The organism is uncultured Brachyspira sp. (assembly GCF_944393015.1).
Taxonomy (GTDB): domain Bacteria; phylum Spirochaetota; class Brachyspiria; order Brachyspirales; family Brachyspiraceae; genus Brachyspira.
In genome coordinates this window covers 1-19,823 of sequence record NZ_CALXYQ010000039.1, presented here as the reverse complement: position 1 = coordinate 19,823, position 19,823 = coordinate 1, and the positions used below count along the sequence as shown (strand labels likewise).

Annotated in this window: 16 protein-coding genes and 2 pseudogenes; 6 read left to right on the top strand and 12 right to left on the bottom strand. The window is 29.2% G+C overall.

Annotated features, from left to right (window positions below):
* Positions 1-8: 8 nt before the first annotated feature.
* Complete coding sequence (locus tag Q0K19_RS11630; protein ID WP_297248121.1) at positions 9-1,187, bottom strand: RtcB family protein; 1,179 nt, start codon at positions 1,185-1,187, stop codon at positions 9-11.
* Positions 1,188-1,395: 208 nt separating this feature from the next.
* Here Q0K19_RS11630 and Q0K19_RS11625 point away from each other — a divergent pair, with 208 nt between their 5' ends.
* Complete coding sequence (locus Q0K19_RS11625) at positions 1,396-2,304, top strand: radical SAM protein (protein WP_297248119.1); 909 nt, start codon at positions 1,396-1,398, stop codon at positions 2,302-2,304.
* Positions 2,305-3,131: 827 nt separating this feature from the next.
* On the opposite strand, the gene Q0K19_RS11620 is transcribed toward Q0K19_RS11625, so the two are convergent.
* From Q0K19_RS11620 to Q0K19_RS11570, 11 genes are all read right to left on the bottom strand, one after another.
* Positions 3,132-3,893 (bottom strand): ankyrin repeat domain-containing protein, encoded by a 762-nt coding sequence (locus tag Q0K19_RS11620; protein ID WP_297248117.1) that lies wholly within the window; start codon positions 3,891-3,893, stop codon positions 3,132-3,134.
* A 599-nt stretch (positions 3,894-4,492) separates the two neighbouring features.
* Positions 4,493-5,230, bottom strand: a complete 738-nt coding sequence (locus Q0K19_RS11615) for an ankyrin repeat domain-containing protein (protein WP_297248115.1) — start codon at positions 5,228-5,230, stop codon at positions 4,493-4,495.
* 588 nt (positions 5,231-5,818) lie between these two features.
* A complete protein-coding gene (gene atpG, locus Q0K19_RS11610; protein ID WP_297248113.1) occupies positions 5,819-6,697 on the bottom strand; it encodes an ATP synthase F1 subunit gamma in 879 nt (292 codons plus the stop codon).
* 30 nt (positions 6,698-6,727) lie between these two features.
* On the bottom strand, positions 6,728-7,561 hold the full coding sequence (locus tag Q0K19_RS11605) for a beta-1,6-N-acetylglucosaminyltransferase (RefSeq protein WP_297248111.1): 834 nt from the start codon (positions 7,559-7,561) through the stop codon (positions 6,728-6,730).
* A 6-nt stretch (positions 7,562-7,567) separates the two neighbouring features.
* A complete protein-coding gene (gene atpA, locus Q0K19_RS11600; protein WP_297248109.1) occupies positions 7,568-9,067 on the bottom strand; it encodes a F0F1 ATP synthase subunit alpha in 1,500 nt (499 codons plus the stop codon).
* 26 nt (positions 9,068-9,093) lie between these two features.
* Positions 9,094-9,735 (bottom strand): ATP synthase F1 subunit delta, encoded by a 642-nt coding sequence (atpH, locus tag Q0K19_RS11595; protein WP_297248107.1) that lies wholly within the window; start codon positions 9,733-9,735, stop codon positions 9,094-9,096.
* 26 nt (positions 9,736-9,761) lie between these two features.
* The gene (atpH, locus tag Q0K19_RS11590; RefSeq protein WP_297248105.1) at positions 9,762-10,310 is read right to left on the bottom strand and encodes an ATP synthase F1 subunit delta; all 549 of its coding nucleotides are present in this window, start codon (positions 10,308-10,310) and stop codon (positions 9,762-9,764) included.
* Positions 10,311-10,351: 41 nt separating this feature from the next.
* Positions 10,352-10,855 (bottom strand): F0F1 ATP synthase subunit B, encoded by a 504-nt coding sequence (atpF, locus tag Q0K19_RS11585; RefSeq protein WP_297248103.1) that lies wholly within the window; start codon positions 10,853-10,855, stop codon positions 10,352-10,354.
* Between the two features lie 35 nt (positions 10,856-10,890).
* Entirely contained in the window at positions 10,891-11,112 is a 222-nt protein-coding gene (gene atpE / locus Q0K19_RS11580; protein WP_008723511.1) for an ATP synthase F0 subunit C, read from the bottom strand.
* A 36-nt stretch (positions 11,113-11,148) separates the two neighbouring features.
* Complete coding sequence (gene atpB, locus Q0K19_RS11575; RefSeq protein WP_297248100.1) at positions 11,149-12,060, bottom strand: F0F1 ATP synthase subunit A; 912 nt, start codon at positions 12,058-12,060, stop codon at positions 11,149-11,151.
* A 157-nt stretch (positions 12,061-12,217) separates the two neighbouring features.
* Positions 12,218-12,553 (bottom strand): STAS domain-containing protein, encoded by a 336-nt coding sequence (locus Q0K19_RS11570; RefSeq protein WP_297248098.1) that lies wholly within the window; start codon positions 12,551-12,553, stop codon positions 12,218-12,220.
* A gap of 299 nt (positions 12,554-12,852) precedes the next feature.
* Between Q0K19_RS11570 and Q0K19_RS11565 the strand changes: the two genes are divergently transcribed.
* From Q0K19_RS11565 to Q0K19_RS11550, 5 genes and pseudogenes are all read left to right on the top strand, one after another.
* Positions 12,853-13,581, top strand: coding sequence for a TetR/AcrR family transcriptional regulator (locus Q0K19_RS11565; RefSeq protein ID WP_297248096.1), 729 nt, complete (start codon positions 12,853-12,855; stop codon positions 13,579-13,581).
* Between the two features lie 61 nt (positions 13,582-13,642).
* Positions 13,643-15,097 (top strand): TolC family protein, encoded by a 1,455-nt coding sequence (locus Q0K19_RS11560; RefSeq protein ID WP_297248094.1) that lies wholly within the window; start codon positions 13,643-13,645, stop codon positions 15,095-15,097.
* Between the two features lie 150 nt (positions 15,098-15,247).
* Complete coding sequence (locus tag Q0K19_RS11555) at positions 15,248-18,448, top strand: efflux RND transporter permease subunit (RefSeq protein WP_297248092.1); 3,201 nt, start codon at positions 15,248-15,250, stop codon at positions 18,446-18,448.
* A gap of 123 nt (positions 18,449-18,571) precedes the next feature.
* A pseudogene (locus tag Q0K19_RS15430) lies at positions 18,572-18,826 on the top strand (DNA cytosine methyltransferase); the annotation flags it as partial.
* Positions 18,827-18,829: 3 nt separating this feature from the next.
* Positions 18,830-19,639 (top strand): annotated as a pseudogene (locus tag Q0K19_RS11550) (efflux RND transporter permease subunit); the annotation flags it as partial.
* Positions 19,640-19,823: the final 184 nt, after the last annotated feature.

Genomic DNA, 19,823 nt, shown 5'->3' with positions numbered 1-19,823 from the left:
AAATACTTTTATTTTGAAGTAGATTTTATATTTAATACAGGCTTTAATCTATCTACAATTCTAACTGTAGGTTCTATTAATTTTTCTATCTTATTAGGATTTTTATAAGCCATAGGTGATTCATCTAAAGTATTTTTGCATACACTGCTTGAATAAATTCCTTTCATAGAATCTATAAACTCATTCATATCTAATTGATTCTTTGCCTGTGCCCTTGATAAAACCCTTCCAGCTCCATGAGGTGCAGAACAGTTCCAATCTTCATTGCTCTTTCCTTCACATATTAATATACCATCACGCATATTAAAAGGTATTATCATTTTTTCATTTTCATAACTTCTTATGGCACCTTTTCTTATAATGAAATCCTCAAAATCAATAAAATTATGAACCGATGAAAAAGAATCTTCTATTTCTATATTTAATACATCTTTTATAATTTTTAAAATAGTTTCTCTGTTTATTTTTGCATAGTATTGTGCTATTACCATATCAATTAAATAATCAAACATTTCCTTATCCTGCAAATAACAGTCTTCATTATTTTTAGCTATTTTGGCATGATATCTGCAAACCTGATTACCGAAATTCCTAGATCCTGAATGTATAGTGATATAATAGTCATTATTTGAGGATTTACCTATTTCTATAAAATGATTACCCCCTCCAAGCGTTACTATAGAGTTATGGAATTTCTCTAAATCAATTTCTACTCTTTGACATAATTTTTCTATATATTCATTATCTATTTCAAAAACTTCGAATTTGGTATTAAATTTTTTATTATAATTAATTATAAAATTTCTTATAAGTTCATTAAGTTCTTTAAAATTAAAAAGAGTATTAAAACTTTTTTTATGAGTGCTTTGCCCCATAGGTATATTTTGCTTTATAGTTTTATCAATTTTTTCTAATGGTATATCTTTTATTTCATCGCTTAATTTTGAAGTAAGCATTCCGCATCCTATATCAACACCTATATGAAAAGGATTTACTCTGTCAGTTAATGGCATTGTAAAACCTACAACTATTCCTTTGCCCAAATGAGTATCCGGCATTATTCTTATCTTTACATCTTCACTGGCTTTTTCATTTAATATTTTATACAATACAGAATATGATTCCTCATCAATATTATCAGTGAAAATTTTACAGTCTTTATTATATTTTCCTTTAAGCTCTATCATAAACACCTCTTCATTTACATTAAATTATATTCTACCATTTATTATAAATCATTGAAATGTCAGAATTTGTCAAAAAACTTATATTTCAATATAAACATATATTATTTTTATAAATTAAATAAATAACAAGTTGACAAAATATTAATATACAGTATTATTATAAATACAATATTTTGATACAGAGTAAAAATAAAAAGAGATAAAATAAATGCTTAAATATAGAGAAATCAACTGCAAATCGGCTTTAAATAAAATAGATAATGAATACGGATTCTGCTATGATTTAAATATTTACAGAGGATGTTTGCATAAATGTTATTACTGTTTTGCTGTTTATTCTCATAAATATATTAACTCTAAAGATTTTTTCGGAGAGATATTCGTAAAGAAAAATATTGCTGAAGTATTAGAAAAAGAATTATCATCAAGAAATTGGAATAGAGATATTATCAATCTTGGAAGCGTTACTGACAATTATCAGGAAGCTGAAAAAGATTATAAGCTTATGAGAGATGTTTTAAAACTTCTTATAAGATATAAAACTCCGATGTGCATATCCACAAAAAGCGATTTAATATTAAGAGATTTTGATTTGATAGATGAGCTTTCAAGTATAGTGCCTGTAAGAATAGCATCAACTATAACGACATTAGATGAAAAGTTATCATCTTTGATAGAGCCTAATGTAATAAGCCCAATTAAAAGATTTGATATGCTTAGAGAGTTTAAAAAGACAAAAGCAATAGTAGCGGTTCATGCTATGCCTGTAATGCCTTTCATAACCGAAGACAGTATAGAAGATATTTTCAAAAAAGTAAAAGAATACGGCATAAACTACTGTGCCACTGATGCATTAAAACTTAGAGGCGAATGCAGAAAAATATATCTCAACTTCGTAAGGCAAGTATTTCCAGAGCATTATAAAAAGTATCTATACATTTATGGTTCTGACGGCATTCTTAAAGATGAGTACAGAGAAAAGCTATATAAAAAAATAAAAACACTAGAAGAAAAATATAATATCACATACAAAACCAAAGAAGAACTCAATACTGAAGACAGCGTTTACAACAGATATAATAATAAAGTCATTGAAGAAGCTCCTACTCTATTCTAAATTCTAGTTAAATAAAATTCAAAATCTAATAAAATCTTGGGCGGGTGCTGAAATTTCTAAGTAGGCTATAAATATAATTAAAGTTAAATTTTTTTAATAAAGTGATAAAGAATAAAGGGCGGGGTATGTAATTAAGTTTTAAAACCTATTTTCACTCCCCACCCTCTAGAATTATAACTTTAATATGCAATTTTTATATTATTTATCCTTTTAAGTCTACACTGTTATTTACAATGCCCACCCTAGATTTGTTTAAATTTATTGCTTGCACAACGCACGAAGAATTTTATTTATAAAATATACAAAATAAAAAATATAATGAATTGATAAATAAAAGCTAATTCACCGTGCGTTATTTATAATTTTTTATTAACAATTAAGATGATAAATACTATATATATTGCTAATCAAAATCGTTTTATCAAATAATTAAAAATATCGCTTTAAAGCTCTAGCAATTGAGTTTATCTATTACTAGACACTCGATTTTTAATATATACCTAAACAACTATATTTTGTCAAAAATTATTTTTTTATTTTTATATTTTTATTATTTGTGGGGACTAGCCCCCACATCCCCAGTTCTTTTATTGGTATAAAAGAACCAAAAGAACTGCATTTTAGTCTAAATTTAGGTTATATCATATATTTAATAGGTATATTTTTAATATAAAGTTTTAGCAATTGCGTTTTTTGCTACTTTTTTGTGCGGCAAAAAAGTAGATAATTCTATATAAAGTGCATCAGTTGACAAACTTAAAAATTTTCAGTATTTTAATCTAAACAATATATTAACTATTTATGAAACACACAATATTTTTATAAAATTACTCTTCAGCTCCTAGCTCTCTTAACTTCTCTAATGCTGCATCTTCATTGGCATAATATAAAACTCCGTCTCCGTCCTCATCTGTACTGTTTATATCTATACCCAAATCATTAACTAAATACTCAAACACCTCTACATTATCATTCAAAGCAGCCATATGAAGTCCGTTTGCATCATACATATTTTTAGAATTAACTAAATCAGAATCTGACTGTACAAGCATTTTTATTACATCAACATTGCCTGTGCCGCAAGCCCATAAAAATGCATTCCAACTATCATCATCTTTAATATAAGGATCAGCACCTTTATCAAGCAAATATTTCATTATACCCAAATCTCTATAAAATACAGCAAATATTAAAGGAGTACCACCATCTATTGCATAACTATCATCCATAAATTCACTATATAAACTATCTCCGAAATAAGTTTGATCTATATCTTCGCCTTCTTCTATTAATTCCTGTACTCTCTTTAAGCTATGATTTTGTATGGCCTCAAATATATCATACTCCTCGCTGTATTCTCCTTCTTTTCTATTGCCGTAAGAAAAAGCAGCGTTCATACTAACATATTTACCCTGAACCTTTACAACATTAGTATAAGTTTTATGATATATATTATTTGGATCACTTACATACACAGAATTATTACTTATACTTACACTAGTCTCTTCTTTTTTACCGCATGACACAATTAAAATAATTGATAATAAAGAAACCAATAATACACTTTTTGAGATTTTTATACTTTTCATAAACACCACCGTATAGTAATTAATAATTTCTGAAGTATTATACAATAAAAACAAATTATTTTCTATAAATAATTAAAAAATCTCGCTTCAAGGCTCTAGCAATAATATTGCTAGACGCTCGATTTTTTAATATATTCATCTTATCAAATATATTTATTTAAACGCTCACAATTTTTATATTGTTGCTAATAAAAATTGCTTCATTAAATAATTAAAAAATCTTACTTTAAGACTATAGCTATTTTATAGTTTATTCATCTTTAAAATATACCTAAACAATTATATTTTGTCAAAAGTAAAGTTATATTTTTGTTTTGATATCTGGGGCTTTGCCCCATACCCCAGTTCTTTTATTGGTATAAAAGAACCAAAAGAACTGCATTTTTAATCTAAATCTAGGTTATACCCTACATTTAATACATATATTTTTAATATAAAGTTCTAGTACTTGCGTTTTTTTCGTAGCGTATCCGAAGGATAAAAACTTTGACGAAGTCCGCAGAGCGTGCGCGGCAAAAAAGTTGATAATATTACATAATCTGCAGTAGTCGGCAAAATGAAATCGTTTCAGTATATATTAATGTATTACACAATTTATATTATTTGGCACCAAGTTCTTTTAGCTTTTCTATTGTCTCATCTTTTTCAGCATAATCTAAAACTTTCTCGCCATACTCGTTAGTACTATTTACATCAATAGACAAATCCTTAACCAAATATTCAAATACTTCTACATTATCATTTCTAGCAGCAATATGAAGTCCATTTGCATCAAATCTATCTTGAGAATCAACTAAATCAGAATCAAACTCTACAAGCATTTTTATTACATCAACATTTCCAACACCACAAGCCCATAAAAATGAATTCCGTCCATTTTCATTTTTAATATAAGGATCGGCTCCATTATCAAGTAAATATTTCATTATACCCAAATCCCTATAAAATATTGCAAATATCAAAGGAGTAGCACTTTCTATAATATAATGAGAGTCTATAAACTCACTATACATAGTGAAGTCTCTATCATTTTGATTAATATCTTCACCATCTTCTATTAATTCCATTACTCTCTTTAAACTATGATTTTTTATAGCCTCAAATATATCATACTCCTCGCTATATTCTCCTTCTTTTCTATTGCCGTAATAAAAAGCAGGATTTATATTAACAAATTTACCCTGAATCTTTACAACATTAGTGTAGGTTTTATGATACACATTCTCTGGATCACTTACATACACAGAATTATTACTTATACTAGCCTCTTCTTTTCTACTGCAAGAAACAATAAAAGTAATCATTAAAATAAAAGAAATTAATAACAATTTTTTCATATACCACCACATAGTAATTAATAATTTTGGATATTATACTATAAAAATAAATTATTTTATATACTAAGAATTTTTAAGTTTGTCAACTGAAGCACTTTATATAGAATTGTCAACTTTTTTGCAGCACATACTCTGCGGACTTCGTCAAAGTTTTTATCCTTCGGATATGCTATGCAAAAAATGCAACTGCTAGAACTTTATATTAAAAACATTACTATTAAATATAGGATGTATCCTAAATTTATACTAAAATGCAGTTCTTTTGGTTCTTTTATACCAATAAAAGAACTGGGGTATGGGGCAAAGCCCCATATATTAAAAAGAAAATATAATTTTATTTTTTACAAAATACAGTTGTTTAAGTATATACTAAAAATTTTTAACTTTGTCAACTACTATCCGTAGCGGCAATCGCACAGTATATCATATAATATTATGGGTAGTCCCTTATACGCGAACGAAGGAAGCACTGTAAAGTGTACGGCTGATTACTCATTATTGTACAAAATTAAAAAATTTAAAATAAAAAAAATACCATCCATAAAATAAATATATGAATGGTATTTAATTTTTTATATACAAAATAAATTATATAGCTTCAGAACCGCCTATGATATCAAGAAGCTCATTAGTAATATGTTCCTGTCTGGCTCTGTTAGCTTTATTTTTAAGATCAGTTAATAATCTTTCAGCATTGTCAGTAGCATTTCTCATAGCAATAGCCCTTTCAGCATTTTCTGATAAAAAAGAACTTGTAAGCATAAAATAGAAATATGTTTTAATAGCCATAGGAACAACTTCTTTTAATACATCATCTACATTAGGCTCAATAACATAATCTAATTTTTTCTTTATTTTATGTCCCTCAATATCCTCTTCATTAGGAATCATAGGAATCAAACTTTTAATTTTAGGTATATGTACCACCCTTGTATAATATCTTGTATATATAACTTCTACCCTAGAAGCATTATCAACTGCATATTCATGCATGAAACGCTGAACTACAGTAGCACAATCATCAAAAGTAGATTCCTCATCTATACGAGGATATTTACGTGCTATAGGTATGCCCTGCTTTTCAAAATAAACTTCACCTTTCTTTCCGAGTACATGAAGCTGAACCTCCCTACCATGTCTATGATGGTGTCTGATTCTCTCCATAGCTTCATCAAAAATTTTTGTATTATAAGAACCGCATAATCCTCTTGAAGAAGTTACAACAAAAAGTATTATGTTTTTTATTTTCTTTTTTGGAGCAAGCAAAGGATGCACATGATCCATATCGGAATGCGAAAGATCTTCAACTATTCTGTTTAATTTTTGAGTGAAAGGACGCATACCTTGTTCTACTGTTAGAATTTTAGCTGTTCTAGATCTTGCTATCATATCCATAGTTTTGGTTATTTTATGAGTACTTGATACAGCTTTAATTCTCGCTTTTAATACATTAAGTTTCTCTGCCATAATAAAAAACTCCAATATATTAGAATCTTTTTAATATTCTAAATCTTTATACAACTTATCTATTATATCATTATCAATATTTTCATCAAATTTACGGGCAAATAAATTATTATTGATATTATTTTTTATATTATTATAATCCTTCATTTCTAAGTTAAACGGAGCCCCTCCGCTCCACACAATATATCTTAAACAATCATTTATACAATTATCTTTGAATTCACTATTCATTAATATAGATTGAAAAAAGAATTCATCGCTTCCCCAAGTATAATTAAATCTTTTAAGATAGTTTGGATTATTTTTATCATAATCTAATATATATTCAATAGCATTATTAGTTAAATTCCACCATTGAGAGCCATAATATATATTATCAGGTGTAGTACGTTTTATAGGCAGAAAATTAGATATTTTTTCACGAATATTTCTGCTAAGTAATTTTCTATATATCTTACCAAAATTATAAGCATTTAATCTAAATGACATTTCTTTATACATATTATCATCATTTTTAATATTCGTAAAAGAAGTAAATTCCTTATTTTTATTTACCTCAAAAAAATCAATAATTTCTTTATTAGTTTTTAGTGGAATATCCTGACCGCTTATAAAAACATATCTATCATAATTATTTTTATGAGCTTCTTTAATTAAGAATAATGTTGCTATAACTAAACTTATCCCGCCATGATAAGTTTTTATTTCTTTATAAACTTTTACATTATCAAAACTTTTTATATTCAAATTGGCTCTTTTATCTATATGCACATAAATATCAAAATCTTTTTTAAGATGATTAATCAATCTCATCAATTGATTTTGATTTTTATGTGCCAATATTAAAAAACAAATTTTACTCATAAATTATTAGAATTTAGCCTTAAACTCTTCTATGATTTTATAAAGTCCGTCCATATCTTCTATATCTTTTTTCTCTCTAATATCATCAAGTATATTCTGCTTATCAGCTCTCATATATTGAAGTAATCTCCATTCAAATTCATAAACTCTGTCAACTTCAATATTATCCAAGAAACCTTTAGTAGCAGCAAATATAACAATAACCTGTTCTTCAAAAGGTATAGGACTATATTGTTTTTGTTTTAATAATTCAACCATTTTAGCACCTCTGTCTAATTGTGCCAAAGTAGCTTTATCAAGTCCAATACCAAGCTGAGAGAATGCCTCTAAAGATCTGTAAGAAGCAAGGTCAAGTCTTAAAGTACCGGCAACCTTTTTCATAGCCTTAGTCTGAGCATTACCTCCTACACGGGAAACTGATATACCTACATCAATTGCAGGACGAACACCGCTCATAAACAAACTAGTAAGCAAATATATCTGTCCGTCAGTAATAGAAATAACGTTAGTAGGAATATAAGCAGATACCTCATTATCCTGAGTTTCTATTATAGGAAGTGCTGTTAAAGAACCGCCTCCCAATTCATCACTAAGTTTTGCAGCTCTTTCAAGTAATCTTGAATGCAAATAGAATACATCACCCGGAAAAGCTTCCCTTCCAGGAGGTCTTCTTAAAAGTAATGATATCTGTCTATAAGCATTAGCCTGCTTAGTTAAGTCATCATATATAATCAATGTATCTTTTTTCTGTTCATACATAAAATATTCTGCCATAGCACATCCGGCATAAGGAGCTATATATTGAAGCGGAGCAGAATCAGCAGCAGTTGCAGCAACTACTATAGTATATTCCAATGCACCATGCTGTCTTAATGTATCAACAACGCCGGCAACTGTAGAAGCCTTCTGTCCTATTGCTACATAGATACATATAACACCTGTACCTTTTTGATTAATTATAGCATCAAGAGCAATGGAAGTTTTTCCTGTACCTCTGTCGCCTATGATAAGCTGTCTTTGTCCTCTTCCTATAGGAGTCATAGAGTCAATAGCTTTAATACCAGTTTGAAGAGGCTGTTTTACTGCCTGTCTGTCAGCAATACCTGGAGCAGGAAACTCTATAACTCTTCTTTTATCAGTAGTTATTTCTCCATGTCCGTCTATAGGCACACCCAAAGGATTAACAACTCTTCCAAGTAATGCATCTCCCACAGGTACTTCTAATATTCTTTTAAGCCTGCTTACTTTACTTCCCTCTTTAATTCCGTAATAATCACCTAAAACTATAGCACCTATAGTTTCTTCTTCCAAGTTAAAAGCAAGACCAACAGCACCGCTTTCAAAAAGTATCATCTCATTAGCCATAACATGCGGAAGTCCTATGATTCTGGCTATACCATCTCCAACCTCTACAACTACCCCTACTTCATTCGGAGTAAAATCAGCTTTATAATTCTTAATCTCTTCTTTAAGAACTGCTGCAATTTCACTAGCTTTTATATTCATAAACAATTCCTCAAATATAAAATGTATCAATTAATTTCAGAAATAGAAGACTTTAATTCTGTAAGCAGTCTTCTCACACTATAATCATATACAACATCTTCTATTTCTATTACAACACCGCCTATTATATTTTCATCTATATTAAATGTAAAATGTATGTCTTTATCTGATATCATATTCGTAATATGATCTTTAAGTTTATTCATATCTTCTGTATCTGTCATATTTGATGCAGTTGTAATTTTAACTATAATTATATTATAATATTCATTGCATAAGTTTTCATATTCTACTATTACTGCAAATAAAATATTAATTATATCTCTTTCTATCAAGATAGCAATAAGATTAAATGTTTCTTCTAAAATCTTATCTGCATATATTTTTTTTAATATACGCATTCTTAAATGTCCGTCTATAAAACTAGATTTGAAAAAATCATATATATCACTATCAACAAGCAAAGATGAATATACTACATTCAAATCGCTTTTAATTGACTCAATTTTACCCATATCTGAAGCAATATCAAACATAGCCTTAGCATAATTCTTGGCACTAGATTCATTTTTTACAATACGGCTAAATCTACTTGCCTTTTCTTTGGTAACCTCTTTAAGTACTTCCTTCTTGAGATCACTTAAAATATTTTCAGCAATAGAATCCATATTATAACTCCTATAATGTTTATTAATTAATTACCATAGGTAAATTTACTTTGCAATAAATCTATTTGTTTTTTTATACTATAATCATAAACAACAGAGCCAATATATACTATTATTCCGCCTATAATATTTTCATCAACTACAGTCTCATAAGATATCTCATTATTAGAAAAACATCTAACGGTTTGAATGATATCTTCTACTGTCTTATCATCAATAGTGCTTGCTGTAATAATGCGAACTCTGACTATATTACTATAATCATCTGCTATCTCTTTATACAAAGCAGCAATATCAGGCAGTACATCTATACTGTCATGTTCTGTTAATATAGATACAAAAGCATAAGTTTCTTTAGAAAGTATTGGTTTTAATCTTTTATCTATTAATTCTTTTTTATCTTTCTTTGAAATTGATTTATCAAAAAAATATTTTTTTATATCAATATCTTGAAATAATTTTGAACATTCTGAAAGTTCATTATATATTTCTTTTATCATTCCAAGCTCTCTAGCTATATCAAATATAGCACTGGCTGTAGGTTTCAATATTTGTAATTTATCATTTTCTTTCATAAGATTAATTTACTTCCTAAAAACTCTTAAATATCATAATATCATTTCTTATTGTTTTCTTTGTTAGCATTATTAATAAATTCATTAATCAAAGCCTGATTATCTTCTTTATTAACATTTCTTTTAAGAATAGTTTCCGCCATAACAACAGCAATATCAAGTGCCTGTTTTTTTACACTATTCATAGCCTCTTCTTTAGATCTGTCTATTTCAGACATAATTTTGTTTTTATTAAGTTCTGCTTCCTCTCTAGCATTATTAATAATTTTATCTCTAATCCTATTAGCCTCAACTCTAGCATTTTCTATGATAGCACTTGCTTCAGCTTTAGCATTGTCAATTTGCTCTCTATATGCTGCCAAAGATTTTTTAGCATTTTCTCTAGTTTTTTCAGCTTCTTCTAAATCTTCTTGTATCTTATCAGCTCGAGCATTCAAACCCTTCAAAATTATTTTCCAAGTAGAAGCACCTAATATAGCAAGGACTAGTAAAAATGTGATCCAAGTCCAAATTATAATACCTGGGTCTATTTTTAAAAGTGCCATACATATACCTCCAAATCAATTATTTATTATCTGTATTATTTTGTGAATAGTGCAAGAATACAAATAACTAAAGCAAAAAGTCCAACACCTTCTATCAATGCTGCTGCTATAAGCATTGCTGTTTGTATTTTACCTGATACTTCAGGCTGTCTAGCTATTCCTTCTACTGCTCTAGAACCTATAAAACCTATTCCTAAACCAACCCCTATAGCTGCAAGTCCTGCTCCAATTGCTGCACCTAATATAGAAAGTTCCATTTTTTATTCTCCTTTTTATGATAATTTTATTTATAATTAATGCTCATCACTAATAGCAATTCCAATATAAACTGCTGATAATAATGAGAATATATAAGCTTGTAAAACTGCTACAAACATTTCAAGAACATATATGAATCCTAAGAATAATACCGCAAATGGTGAAACCAATAATGTACCAGACATAACTATCAAATACGGTATAACTATCATCATTATATGCCCGCCTGTTATATTGGCAAACAAACGAATCGCAAGAGCAAAAGCCCTATTGAATAATGTAATAAATTCCAATACCCATATTATAGGTATTAAAGGCAAAGGAAGCCCCTTAGGTACTAAACTAGTCCAATATTTTATTATGCCTTTCTTTCTTATTCCGGCAAAAATATAAACTATAAATACAACTACCGCTATAGCAGCAGTAAATCCTATATTGGCACCAAGACCTCCTGCTAGATAAGAATGATTTCCGTCTTCAGTAGGAAATTTTATAGATGCCGGTATAAGTCCTAATATATTTGAAAACAATACGAATAAAAATACAGTAAGACAAAAAGGCACATATTTCTTGCCTTCTTCTCCTAAAGTAGCACCGATAACATCCTTATTCATATAGTCTATTAAACCTTCCAATATACTTTGTAAATATGTAGGTCTATTCAAAGGACGTTTAAGTTTATGAGCTAAGTATTTCATACTGCAAACGGATAAAATACCCGCTAAAGTTACCAATATTATATGTTTTGTTATCTTAAAATCAAAATCGATGTATTTTACGAATTTTATAGGAATTGTATAGAATGGATGGGCAGTATTATCAGTTATCTCTTCCATTATGTAATCATTAATATTTTCAGCACCGTAAAGAACATTAAAAGAAAATACACAGCTTAATATCAAAGTTAATATAACAACATTCCTAAGCAAAAATAATCCTCTAATCATAATAAACAATTACTACCTTGTATAGAATTTCATTAAAATAATAAAAATATTTATTATAAATTGTAATAATTTTATAACTATTAAATAAAAAATCAACTATTATTGTTTTTATTTTTTCATTTTAACTAAATTTAATTTATATTAACACTTTAGTAAATTAAAAATTAGCCAAAGCTTCAGTTTCTGTTGTATATACAGGGAAAAAACTATTAATTTTAGTAAGTTCAAACACCTTTTTAACAGGATCTGTTACTTTTACAAAACATATTTTACCATTTACCTTCTTAAATGCACCAAGTGCAGAAATAAATACTCCTATTCCGCTGCTGTCTATATAATAAACATCTTCCATATCTACTATTATTTTTTTTGCCCCAAACTCTATTTGAGAAAAAATAGAATCTTTCAAATCAGATGAAGTATAAACATCAATATCTCCATCTAATTTCAATATTACAGTGTTGTTTTCTAACTCTTTAATATTTACTTCCATAATAATCAAACTCCATTTCAAAATTTTATTGAAGTTATTCCATACGTTAATATTAAACTAAATACAAATATTTACAATAGTTAATTACAAATATTTTATGTAAGAAATGTATCATATTACATAATATTTTTATATAGTTTTACAAATTGTATATAAAAACTGTAAATTTTTCTATACAAAATATATTGACAATAAAATCTAATCGTAATAATATGTATTTCACAAATAAAAATGACACTAGTATCATTTTTATTTTCATATTAATTTTTCAAGTACGAGGTGAACACCAAAATAATACAATGCCTAAGGTAAATCAAGAATATTTTGAGAATAAAAGGAAGATAATACTAGATGCAGCTATAAGGGTATTTTTTAATAAGCCTGCATATAGTGTAAAAATGAAAGATATTGTTAAAGAGTCAGGTTTAAGCCAAGGAGGTGTTTACAAATATTATTCAAATATAGATGAAATTGTAATAGCATTGATTAACAGCAATAAAACTGAAGTCAATCCAAGAGATATTATAGAAAATTTTTATGATGAACCTGAAAAAGCTATATTTGAATTATTTAATGCTTTTAGAAAATTTTTCTTTATAACAGCCAAGGAATTTGGAAAAATAATGTTTGAGTTGCAGGCTATGTTTTTTAACAGTAAAGAGAGAATGCAGAAATTAAAAGATAATATAAATAAAGACCTTGTATTAAATTATTGGTTTTCAGAACTGTTAATATTCATAGATAAGAAAATTGAGGAAAAATATTTCAATCCGGTAATAGATCCTCAAGACATTTATATGCAGATGATAGTAGCAGCTTCTGGAATAGGAAATGAATTAATATTAAATAAATATTATAAACTAGACAGGAAGCTATACTACTATAAAGGAGATGAAAAAAATATAGAGCAGGAAGAAGCAGGAAGAACATTAGATGTGAATTTAGATAATTTAATAGATACATTATATAAAACATTGCTGCTTTTGCTCGGAAGTAAAAACATACACAAATATAGCTTCAAAAAATAATGTTTTTTATCAAATGAATTAAGAATTAATATTGTATGATTTGATGTGATAAGGAGAGTAAATGAAAATAACTGTTAAAATAATTTTATGTTCTATTTTGTTTATAAATATTTTATATGGGCAGACAAATGTTTTGACTTATGCTGCTTATATGGAAACTATAAGAGATCAAATACCTGAGTTAAAAATAAATGCTGTAACAGAAACTAATGCTGAAATGAATTTACTTAGTGCAGAAAGTTCCGGAGATGTAAATTTATCTGCTCAGCTAGGAGCTGTAGGTAAATACGGAAGTTTATCAACTGGATATTCAAGCACTACAGCAAGCCCAAGTGTAAATGCCACTGGTATACAGGCAGGAATTGGAATAGGTTCTTTAATACCTTATACAGGAACTAAATGGTCTGTTAATTTAACTCATAATTCTTTTTTGGGCGGAAAATTAAATATGCCTGGAGGTCAGTCTGTAGATTTTAATAATTATCAGCCTTCATTAACATTAGAAGTAACTCAGCCTCTTTTGAGAAATTTTTTCGGTACTTTAGATAGATATCCTATAAAAGATGCTGAATATGCTCTTGCTATAGCTAAGCTTCAAAGAAAATTAGATGATGCAAGCGTTATTGTTTCATATCAGAAAATTTACTATCAATGGATAATGTACGAAAAACTTCTTGCCTACTATAGAAACATGTATATAACTGCAAAAAGATTTGAAAATCAGATGAGAGACAGATATAACAACGGACTTATAGATAATGACGATTATCAAAATGCAAGAACTCAGACTATGCTTTACAGCGATTATTATGCTCAAAATCAGGTTAATTTGGAAAATATACTTGCAACTATAAGTTTCTTTATGCCTGTTACAAATATAAATCCTGATCATAACACTTGGGATGCTTATATAGAATTGGGTTTGGATATGGAATTGGATGCTGTACCTTTTGCTGACAGCATAAACGGGCAAATTGCATATCAGTCAAAGATAAGAGCTGAATATACTCTTGAAGCTATGAAAAATGGAACTTTGCCTAATTTAGATTTGGTAGGAAGCGTAAATTTAAATGGACTTACTCCAAACAGTGACGGATATTTTAGATCTTTCGGAAGTATGACAAACATAGACTTCTTTGCAGGAGTTCAGTTTTCATATCCTATAGGAAACAGAGCAAATAAAGCCCAGTATCAAATGGCTGAAAACTCATTATACGGAATTATAGCTCAGTACGACCAATTAGAAAAAGATTTTAATACTCAGCTTCAAACTTATATAGCTACTTTTAATGCTTATAAAAATTTGATAGCGAGCAAACAGGCACAAATAAGAGCATATAATTCAAGAATAGCTACTCAGCTTCAGAAACTAAATCAAGGACGTTTGGAGGTAGATGACTTGCTTACTTCAAGGCTTAATTTGGCAGCAACTCAAACGGAGCTTTTGAATTATCAGTATCAGCTTATAACAACAATTTTTGATTATAGAGCCTTGCTTGCAATTGATTATGAATAAAAAATATTTTTATCAATTTTCATAAGGATTTAAGAAATAATATAAAAATCATATGGAGGTTAATTAAATTATTAGCCTCCAATGAGAAAATCTTTTAATTTTTAATTAATTAAGATAAACAAAAACAGAAATAGGAGATGCAGATATATTATGGAAAAAATTATTGTATACTTTGCAAAACATACTATGCTTGTAAATGTAATCGTACTTGCGGTATTATTTGTAGGCGGATATTATTACTTTAACCTAAATAGAGAAGCTTTTCCTTCCACAGATTTGGATATGATGCTTATAGCAGTAACATATCCGGGAGCTTCGATTTTGGACGTGGAACAGAATGCAGTTATACCTATAGAAGAACAGCTGCAGGGAATATCAGGTATAGATAAGTATGAAACTACGATTATTGAAAACTTAGGTATTATATTGGTAGAATTAGATCAATCTTTACCTAATAGGCAGCCTGTAAAAGACGAAATATTTAGAGAGATGCAAAACGTTCCCGATTTGTCTACAGATGTTGAAGAGGTTACAACTTACGATTTAAACCCTAATAAAATGTCCATATATACTTTAGGAGTGCATTTTAAAGAGGGTATGGAAGGCAATGAGCGTGAATTATTTGACATAAGCCAAAGACTTGAAGACGATATCATAAGACTTCCTGGTGTTGCAGAAGTGAGAATAGAGGGAAGAACAGATCCTGAAATACAAATATATGTGGATCCTCTAAAGATGCAGAGCAATTACATAGCTTTATCCGATGTAGTTAATGCTCTTGCAGTTAGAAACGTAAGAGCTACTGGAGGAGATATGGAAGATGGAAACAGAGAACAGTCCGTAGTAACTTACGGAGAATTCCAAAATCCTATGGAAGCTGAAAATACAGTAATAAGATCTACTTTCAATGGACATAGAGTGCTTGTTAAAGATATAGGCAGAGTAAATGAAGGATTTGAGGAAAAAACCACATATATGAGAGTAAATAAGGCTTCGGGATATTCTTTGGATATAGTAAAAAACGAGAATGCAGATATTATAAAAACTATAGCCGAAGTTAATAAATACTTGGAAGAAAACGCAGCTATTATACCAGAAAACGTTCAGGTATCTGTTATGGGAGACAATTCAAGAACCATTAACTCTCTTATAGCAATAGTGTCTTCCAACCTCATACAAGGATTTTTAATAATATTTATCTGTTTGATAATATTTTTGGATTTCAAATCTGCTATGTTTACAAGTTTAGGTATGATATTTACCATGTTTGCATGTTTCATATTTATGAAAGCAACAAACATCACTTTCAACACTATGTCTCTTGCAGCAGTAATCACTGTACTTGGCATGATAGTAGATAACTCTATAGTTGTATCTGAAAATATATTTAACTTTAAGCAGGCTGGATATAAAGGGCTTGAAGCTACGAGACTTGCCGTAAGCGATGTAGTAATGCCGATGGTGGCTTCTACTTTAACCACAGTTGCTGCTTTCTTTCCTCTTCTTACTATAAGCGGAATGATGGGAAAAATCATTAACTTATTTCCTAAAATAGTAATATTTACGTTAATTGTGAGTTTGTTTCAGGCTATACTTATTCTTCCAAATCAATTGCAGGATAAAGAGGATAAATATAAAAATTATAAGCCTAAGAAGAAAAGCAAGTGGAAAAATCCTCTTGACTTCGATAAGGATAAATTATTCGACAAGATGAAAGTGCCTTATGGATTTTTCTTGGAAAAATGTTTGAAAGTAAGATATATTGTAATATTGTTTTTTATACTTATGCTCATAGGTTCTTTCTTCTTGGCTCAGAACAGTTTTAAAAACTTCGTTCTTATATACGATACCAGTGCAGACACTATAGTTATCAATATAGAAACTGAAATAGGAAGTACAAAAGAATATACTACCGAGCAGATAGCTAGAATAGAAGACGTTGTTGCAAGCGTTGTTAAACCAGAAGAGCTGATAGCGTTGTATACTCTTGTAGGTTCTCAGGTAGATCAGGAAATGGTATCTGAAGAGAAAGGTAATTTGGCTGGTATAATGGTTTATTTAGTGCCTGCAGCTGAAAGAGATAGAACAGCTGACGAACTTGTAAATTTGATAAATCAGGAGATGGATAAAACGGATATAAGAGATACTGTTCCTGTATTTACTATGAATACTAAAGGTACTGTTGACCCAGGTGATCCAGTTGACATTAAGGTTATAGGCAACGATACTGATTTAGCAAGGCAGGCGGTTGAAGAAATAAAAACGTTTTTAGCAACTGTACCCGGAGTTATCAATATAGATGACGATGATAAACCTGGTAAGGATGAGCTTAGAATAATGCTTGATTATGATAAGATAGCGGAACTTGGCATAGACGTTGAAACTGTAGGCTATGAGGCTAGAACTGCATACTATGGAACGGAGGCTACTTACATACAGGAGCTTGAAAACAGACTGGACTTTAGAGTACAATTTGATGAAAAATATACTTATGATTCTCAATATTTAACTAATCTTCTTATTCCAAACTCTTCCAGAAGGCTTATATATTTGCATAATATAGCCGACTTGGAATTAACAAACGGGCTTTCCGCTTTAAGGCATTATAACGGACAAAGAAGCATAAGCGTAACTGCCGATTTAGTACCAGGACAAAATACTTCCAGAAATGTAATGCTTACAGTATCTGAACATTTCAAAGACTTCGGTACTAAATACAAAGGCTTGAGATTATACTTCGGCGGTGAGGCTGAGGAAACTATGGAGGCTTTGGGACAATTGATATTCAGTTTTGCTATGGCATTAATATTCGTATATGTAGTGCTTTTATTACAGTTAAATAGATTTATACAGCCTATAATGATACTTACTATTATTCCTTTTGGTATGATAGGAGTATTTTTAGGATTTGCTTTACATAGAATGCCTTTATCATTTATGGGTGTTGTAGGAATAATCGGTTTGGCTGGTGTAGTAGTAAATAATGGTATCATATTGGTAGATGTAATCAACAACATAATAGAAAGGGGAGTTAAAGGTGATCCTAAAAAAGGTGTAACTCAAGCTATAGTGGACGGATGTAAGCAGCGTTTACGTCCTGTATTCTTAACTACGGTTACTACTGTTGTGGGACTTTTGCCTACTGCTTATGGTATAGGAGGAAGAGCGGATATAATTATTCCTATATGTATGGCTTTGGCTTATGGTTTGCTTTTTGCCACATTATTAACATTGGTATTACTTCCATGTATGTTCCTAACTATGTTTGACTTGAGATTAATTAAACTTCCTAAAGACAGTCCTTCAGACTTTGAAGACGGCGGTACTACTATAACTGTTACTAGAGAATAAATTATAGTCCGTATTTAAACATATATTTGATAAAAAAGAAGTTAATAGAATTTTCTATTAACTTCTTTTTATTTAATTATTAAATAATTGAACTTTTATACAAATAAATTATAATGATCAGATATGATAAATATAGAAAATAAACTTTTAGAAAATAAAACATTTATAGATTTATTTGCTGGAATAGGCGGATTTAGAATAGCTTTAGAATCTCTTGGGGCAAGATGTGTTTATTCTAATGAATTGGATAAATTTGCTAAAGAATCATACTATAAAAATTTCGGAGATATTCCAGACGATGATATCACTAAAATAGATGAAAAATTAATACCTACTCATGATATATTATGTGCCGGATTTCCATGTCAGGCATTTTCCATAAGCGGAAGATTGATATATCTTAAAAATATTGCCTCAGTAGAAAAAGCTAATGGGCTTTCAACATTAAAGCACTATAATGGTGAAAGAACAATAACTATTACAGCTGGTATAGAATACGGAAAAAATACTTCTCAGCAGGTTATGGCAGCAGTAAGAGAAAGATTTAAAGATTTCAATAAAGAGTACAGAGGCTTAAAATTAGAATTCGGCGGTGAAGCTAAAGAAACTATGAAAGCTATAAAACAATTATTATTCAGTTTTGCTATGGCATTCATATTTGTATACATTGTATTGTTACTTCAGTTAAACAGATTCATACAGCCTATCATGATAATGGTAATTATTCCATTCGGTTTGGGGGTATTATTAGGATTTGCTATTCACAATATGCCTTTATCATTCATGGGTGTTGTAGGTATCATCGGTTTGGCGGGTGTTGTTGTAAACAATGGTATCATACTTGTTGACTTGATTAACAAAATCATAGATGAAGGTGTTGAAGGCGGTAAAAAAGGTGTTGCTAAGGCTATTGTTGACGGAGCTAAGCAAAGACTTCGTCCGGTATTCTTAACTACTGTTACTACAGTTGTTGGACTTTTACCTACTGTTTATGGTATAGGAGGTAGAGCAGATATCATTATTCCTATAGTTATGGCATTAGCTTATGGACTTTTATTTGCTTCATTGCTTACACTCATATTCTTACCTTGTATGTTTATGATCATGTTTGACTTGAAACTTATAAAAATACCTCCAACAAAAAATCCTTCAGAAGAAATTACTACTACTATAACTACTGCAGGACATTAATAAAAACTTGTACTTAAAATAAAATTAATAAAGCTAATAGAAAATCAACATTTCTATTAGCTTTATTATTATTTAATTGAATATAATACAAAATAATTTTTAATTTATTATTGCATGGGTGCCATACATATTGCATTTAAGTATTCCTTATCTTTTTGAAGTATAACATAGGTGTATCATAATT